General features: G+C 71.4%; 5 protein-coding genes. All 5 read left to right on the top strand.

Annotated features, from left to right (window positions below; translation table 11 throughout):
• Positions 1 to 58: 58 nt before the first annotated feature.
• Positions 59 to 271: an MbtH family protein gene (locus BS80_RS13770; protein WP_035796831.1), complete on the top strand. Its 213-nt coding sequence runs from the start codon at positions 59 to 61 to the stop codon at positions 269 to 271.
• Complete coding sequence (gene sbnA, locus BS80_RS13765; protein ID WP_035796829.1) at positions 268 to 1,272, top strand: 2,3-diaminopropionate biosynthesis protein SbnA; 1,005 nt, start codon at positions 268 to 270, stop codon at positions 1,270 to 1,272. The genes BS80_RS13770 and sbnA overlap by 4 nt, the downstream gene beginning before the upstream one ends.
• A gap of 31 nt (positions 1,273 to 1,303) precedes the next feature.
• The gene (locus tag BS80_RS13760) at positions 1,304 to 2,431 is read left to right on the top strand and encodes an LLM class flavin-dependent oxidoreductase (protein WP_035796827.1); all 1,128 of its coding nucleotides are present in this window, start codon (positions 1,304 to 1,306) and stop codon (positions 2,429 to 2,431) included.
• Between the two features lie 509 nt (positions 2,432 to 2,940).
• Positions 2,941 to 4,431 (top strand): APC family permease, encoded by a 1,491-nt coding sequence (locus BS80_RS13755; RefSeq protein ID WP_035796825.1) that lies wholly within the window; start codon positions 2,941 to 2,943, stop codon positions 4,429 to 4,431.
• 117 nt (positions 4,432 to 4,548) lie between these two features.
• On the top strand, positions 4,549 to 5,505 hold the full coding sequence (locus BS80_RS13750; protein WP_035796823.1) for a hypothetical protein: 957 nt from the start codon (positions 4,549 to 4,551) through the stop codon (positions 5,503 to 5,505).
• Positions 5,506 to 5,536: the final 31 nt, after the last annotated feature.

The following is a 5,536-nucleotide window of genomic DNA, read 5'->3' as shown; positions in this document are numbered from 1 at the left end:
CCGGCCACCGCCCTCCCGACCCACCGACCGTCCTGTCCCCTTTCCTGAGGAGCACCCCGTGCCGAACCCGTTCGACGACAACGAAGCGAACTTCCTGGTACTGATCAACCACGAGGACCAGTACTCGCTCTGGCCGGCCTTCGCCGACGTCCCGGCCGGCTGGCACCCCGTGTTCGGCCAGGACAGCCGGGCCGCCTGCGTGACGTACATCGAGCAGCACTGGACGGACATGCGTCCCCGCAGCCTGGCCGAGTCGATGGGCGACCGATGAGCGACGGGACCGGCATCCTCTCGACGATCGGCTCGACGCCGCTGGTCGAACTCGTCCGGCTCTTCCCGGACAGCCCGATCAGGGTCTTCGCCAAGCTCGAAGGCTTCAACCCGGCGGGCAGCATCAAGGACCGTCCGGCGCTGGCCATGTTGGAGCAGCGGATCCGCAGCGGGGAGCTCGTCCCGGGCGAGTCGGTCGTGGTGGAGTCCAGCTCCGGCAACCTCGGCATCGGCCTGGCCCAGGTCTGCCGCTACGTCGGACTGCGCTTCGTCTGCGTGGTCGACCCCCGGGCGAGCCGGCAGAACATCGCCATCATGCGGGCGCTGGGCGCCGAGGTGGAGCAGGTGACCGAGCCCGACCCGGCGACCGGCGACTACCTGCCGGCCCGGATCCGCCGGGTGCACGAGCTGGCGGCCCGGATCCCGGGCGCCTACTGGCCCAACCAGTACGGCAACGAGCTCAACGCGATGGCGCACCGGACCACGATGGGGGAGATCGTCGAGGAGTTGGACGGCCGGCTCGACTACCTGATCTGCGCGGCGAGTTCCTGCGGGACCCTGCGCGGCTGCGCGGAGTACGTGCGCGAGCACGAGCTGGGGGTGAAGATCGTGGCGGTCGACGCCCTCGGCAGCGCGATCTTCGACCCCTGCCCGCCCCCGGTGCCCCGGCTGCTGCCCGGGCACGGCGCCGCCACCCGCCCGCCGCTGCACCGGCCGGGCCTGGCCGACTCGGTGGTGCACGTCGGCGACCTGGACTGTGTGCTCGGCTGCCGCCGGCTGGCGGCCACCGAGGCGATCCTGGCCGGCGGTTCGTCCGGCGCGGTCGTCAGCGCGCTGGACGGCCTTCGCCACAGCATCCCGGCCGGCGCCACCTGCGCGCTCGTGCTGCCCGACCGCGGCGAGCGCTATCTCGACACCATCTACGACGACTCCTGGGTCGCCGCGCACTTCGGCCGGATCCCGCAGCCCGACCGCGGCAGTCCGCTGGCCACCCTTCCGTAGACCACGTCCCGCCCTCCCCGAAAGGCCCGCCATGCCCGTCGAGTTCCTCGGTACCGCCGCCACCGGAAACGGCTCGGAGACCGCCCCGCGCACCACCGCCGCGTTCGACCGCGACTACCTGCTGCGGCTGGCCCGCGCCCACGAGGACCACGGCTGGGACCGGGTGCTGATGGCGTACTTCGCCGGCGCCTCGGACCCCTCCACCGTGGCGGGCTACCTCGCGGCCCGGCTGGAGCGGCTGCAGATCCTGGTCGCGCACCGCCCGAACGTCTGCTCCCCGACCTTCGCCGCGCAGACCTTCGCCACCCTCGACCAGGTCAGCGACGGCCGGATCACCGTGCACGTGATCACCGGCGGCAACGACCGGGAACAGCGCCGCGAGGGAGACTTTCTGACGAAGGATCAGCGCTACGCCCGCAGCGGCGAGTACATCCGGATCATGAAGCAGGCCTGGACCAGTCGCAAGCCCTTCGACCACGAGGGCGAGCACTACCGCTTCGAGGACTTCGTCTGCGACGTCTTCCCCGTCCAGGACCCGCGCCCGAACATCTCCTTCGGCGGCTCCTCGCCCGCCGCCTACGCGGTCGGCGGCGCCGAGGCGGACATCTTCTGCCTCTGGGGCGAGCCGCTGGCGCAGACCGCCGAGCAGATCGAGAAGGTCCGCGCGGCCGCCCTGGCGGCCGGCCGGATCGAGCCGCCGCGGATCCAGGTGGCCTTCCGCCCGATCATCGCGCCGACCGAGGAACTCGCCTGGGAGAAGGCCTACCGCACGGTCGACACGATCAACGAGCGGGTGCGCCGGGCCGGACTCGGCGCACCCGCCGGGCAGGCCGGCGCCCCGCGCTGGACCCCGGAGAACACCGGCTCGCAGCGCCTGATCGCGATCGCCGAGGCCGGCGAGCGCTACGACCGCGCGCTGTGGACCCCGACCGCCGCCGCCACCGGCGGGGCCAACGACTCCAACGCCCTGGTCGGCACCCCGGAAACAGTGGCCCAGGCGCTGCTGGACTACTACGACCTCGGCGTCGAGATCTTCTCCGCACGCGGCTACGCGCTGATCGACGACGCCATCGACTTCGGCCGCCACGTCATCCCGATCGTCCGCGAAGAGGTTGCCAAGCGCGACGCGGCCAAGGCGGCTGAGGTGATCACGGGTTGAGACGCGGCAATGCCCCCGTCGATGTGCCCTCGGCACCGCCCGCCGCGACACCGTACGCACCGGATCGACCCTTCCCGCTCAAGGCCCTTGCGGGGTGGTGTGGTTCGCCGGGCAGGGGAGCGGGGCAGCAGTGGTCTGGTCCGGACGGGCACAATTAACCTCTCGTCAACGTGCATACCTTGACAGCTATTTGGACAGTGGAAATACTCACGGCCAGTCCTCGGGGCGGTTCTCCGTTGAGGCGCAGCGCGGCTCCCCCGCTGCCGCCGAACCCGGAACTCCGCACCGGACATCCGCCGTGTTCCCCATCGCGGACAGCACCTCTCTCGAACCGTTCTCGCACCGTTCTCGCACCGTTCTCACCGTTTCCACCGCACCCGCACCCGCGGGCAGCCGCCGCGACCGCCGGGCGGCGGTCCGCGGTCCGCCCGGCCATCCGGGTATCCGACACCCGCCGCAGAAAACGTCCCCCGGCGTCCCGCGGCTGCTTGCCAGGAAAGGCGCCACCGATGAGCACCCCCCACTCCTCCGGAGGAAAGTCGGGTCTACGGGCGAACGTCCTCGGGACCTTCGACACGATCGTGATGGCGGTGGCGGGCAGCGCCCCGGCGTACTCCCTCGCCGCGACCACGGCGACCCTGGCCGGCGCGGCCGGCCTCTTCTCGCCCGCCGCGCTGCTCTGGTGCGCGATACCCATGCTCGGCATCGCCTGGGCCTTCAACTACCTCGGCCGCATCGACGTCAACGCGGGCGCCAGCTACTCCTGGGTCGGCCGGGCGCTGCACCCCTCGCTGGGCTTCATGAGCGGCTGGGCGCTGGTGGTGTCGGCGACCTTCTTCATGGTCGCGGGCTCGCTGCCGGCCGGTTCCTACACGCTCTCGCTCTTCTCGGCGAGCCTGGCCGACAACACCGCGCTGGCCACCGTGGTCGGGGCCTGCTGGTTCCTGCTCATGGCGGGACTGGTCCTGATGGGCGCGCGGATCACCGCGCACGCCCAGTGGATCATGACCGGCATCGAGATCGTGATCCTGGTCGTCTTCGGGGCCGCCGCCCTGATCCACGGCGGGTCGGCGACGGTCTTCTCCTGGTCCTGGCTCTGGGGCTTCGGGCACTTCGGTGGGGTGAGCGGCTTCGCGGCCTCCGCGCTGATCGCCGCCTTCTACTTCTGGGGCTGGGACGTCACCGCCAACCTCAGCGAGGAGACCAGCAACAGCAAGCGCAACTCCGGCCTGGGCGGTCTGCTCGGCGTGGTCACCTCGTTCGCGATCTTCGAGGTGGTCACCATCTCGGTGAACCTGATCATCAGTCAGAAGGACATCCAGGCCAACAGCAGCACGCTGCTCTCCGACCTCGGTGAGGCCGTCTGGCCGGGCTGGGGCGGCAAGGTGCTGGTGATCGCGGTCGTGCTGTCGACCGTCGCCACCCTGGAGACCACGCTGATCCAGGTCTCCCGCTCGCTCTTCGCGATGGGCCGTGACCTCACGGTGCCCGCGGTCTTCGGCAAGTCCCACCTGCGCTGGCAGACCCCGTGGGTGGCCATCGCGGTGGTCGCCAGCGTCTCCCTGCTGCTGTTCATCGCCTCCAACGCGCTCGGCTCGGTCAGCACGATCCTGACCGCGGCGGTCAACGCCATCGGCCTGCAGATCGCCTTCTACTACGCGTTGGCCGGCCTCGCGGTGGTGGTCGCCTACCGCCGGCTGCTCTTCAAGTCGCTCTCCAACGCGATCTTCATCGGCCTCTGGCCGCTGGCCGGCGCGGTCTTCATGGGCTTCGTCTTCGTCGAGGCGCTGTTCAGCTTCACCGGACAGGAACTCTGGCTGGGCCTGGGCGCCCTGGCGCTCGGCCTGATCCCGATGACCTGGTATTGGATGAAGGGCAGCTCCTACTACCGTCCGGCCCGGCTGGACGCGACCGACGCCGACGCGGTCGAAGCCCGGTACGGGGACAGCGACCTGGCCCTGTCGGGCGCCGGACAGAACGGACTGGCCACCGACCTGTGACCCCCGGGGCCTGTCCCCACGACAGGCCCCTGGCGGGCCGCCCACACCCGGGCGGCCCGCCGCCGCATATCCACCTCGATCGGGAACCCCCGACCCCCAACTGGAGAGCGAGCCCCCGTGGCGCGATCACGAAGTCGTCCCCAGGCATCCCTCTACGATCCGACCCTCGGCGACCGGCTGCTCGCCGAGGCCCGCCAGGACGTCCTGGTCGGCCGCTGGCAGGGGGCCCGCGACCTGCTGCGGGACACCGGCCGGGACTGGGACCGGCGCACCCACCGGGTCCGGCTGCTGGCCGACGCGGCAGCCGGCAACCGCACCGTCGAGACCTGGCAGGCCGCCGAGCCCGCCAACCCGGACGCCATGGTGCTGCGGGCCGAGACCGACGTGATGCGCCTGTTCAACGCCATCGCCGCCGGCCCCTCGCCCACCCCCGACCGGGACGCGATCGAGCGCGAGCGGCTGGACCGCGTGGTGCGGATCTGCCTGCAGGCCGCAGGCGGCTACCCGGACGACCCGGTGCCCTGGGTCTCCCTGCTGACCCTCGCCCGGCTCTACGCGGGCGGCCACCCGCACTCCAACCAGTGGTGGCGCGAACTCCAGGCCCGCGACCGGGACAGCCGTGAAGGCCACCACCAGGTGCTGCGCCACATCTCCGCGCGCTGGCACGGCTCGCACTCCCAGATGTACGACTTCGCCTGGGACACCGCCTCCTTCGCCCCGCTCGGCTCCCCGCTCCTCGCGCTGACCCAGGCCGCCCGGGCCGAGCACTTCCGCTTCCTGCGGCAGAGCGGCACCGCCTCGGCGCTCAACCTCTCCCAGCACTGGAAGAGCGACGTCGCGCTGCGCGACCTGAACCGGACCTGCGAACGCTGGCTGGCCCACCGCAGCTTCGAACTGGCCCAGGATGTGGCAGATCTGAACTCTGTCGCCCACGCGCTGGTGCTGGCGGGCATGATGGAGGAGGCCCGGTCCGTCTTCCGGGTGCTCGGCAACCGTCCCACCCTGGCGCCGTGGTCCTACACGGACGACCCGGAGGAACTGTTCCGTCGCTGGTACGAGCGCCTCGGTCGCTGAGAGGCTGGATGACAAACCGGGGGTAGACAAT

This window comes from Kitasatospora mediocidica KCTC 9733 (assembly GCF_000744225.1).
In the GTDB taxonomy this organism is placed as follows: Bacteria; Actinomycetota; Actinomycetes; order Streptomycetales; family Streptomycetaceae; genus Kitasatospora; species Kitasatospora mediocidica.
This window is presented reverse-complemented; position numbering and strand designations above follow the sequence as displayed.

Excerpts from the sequence above, each read along its gene's own strand:
- sbnA (WP_035796829.1), top strand. The coding sequence starts at position 268 with ATGAGCGACGGGACCGGCATCCTCTCGACGATCGGCTCGACGCCGCTG.
- BS80_RS13760 (WP_035796827.1), top strand. The coding sequence starts at position 1,304 with ATGCCCGTCGAGTTCCTCGGTACCGCCGCCACCGGAAACGGCTCGGAG.
- BS80_RS13755 (WP_035796825.1), top strand. The coding sequence starts at position 2,941 with ATGAGCACCCCCCACTCCTCCGGAGGAAAGTCGGGTCTACGGGCGAAC.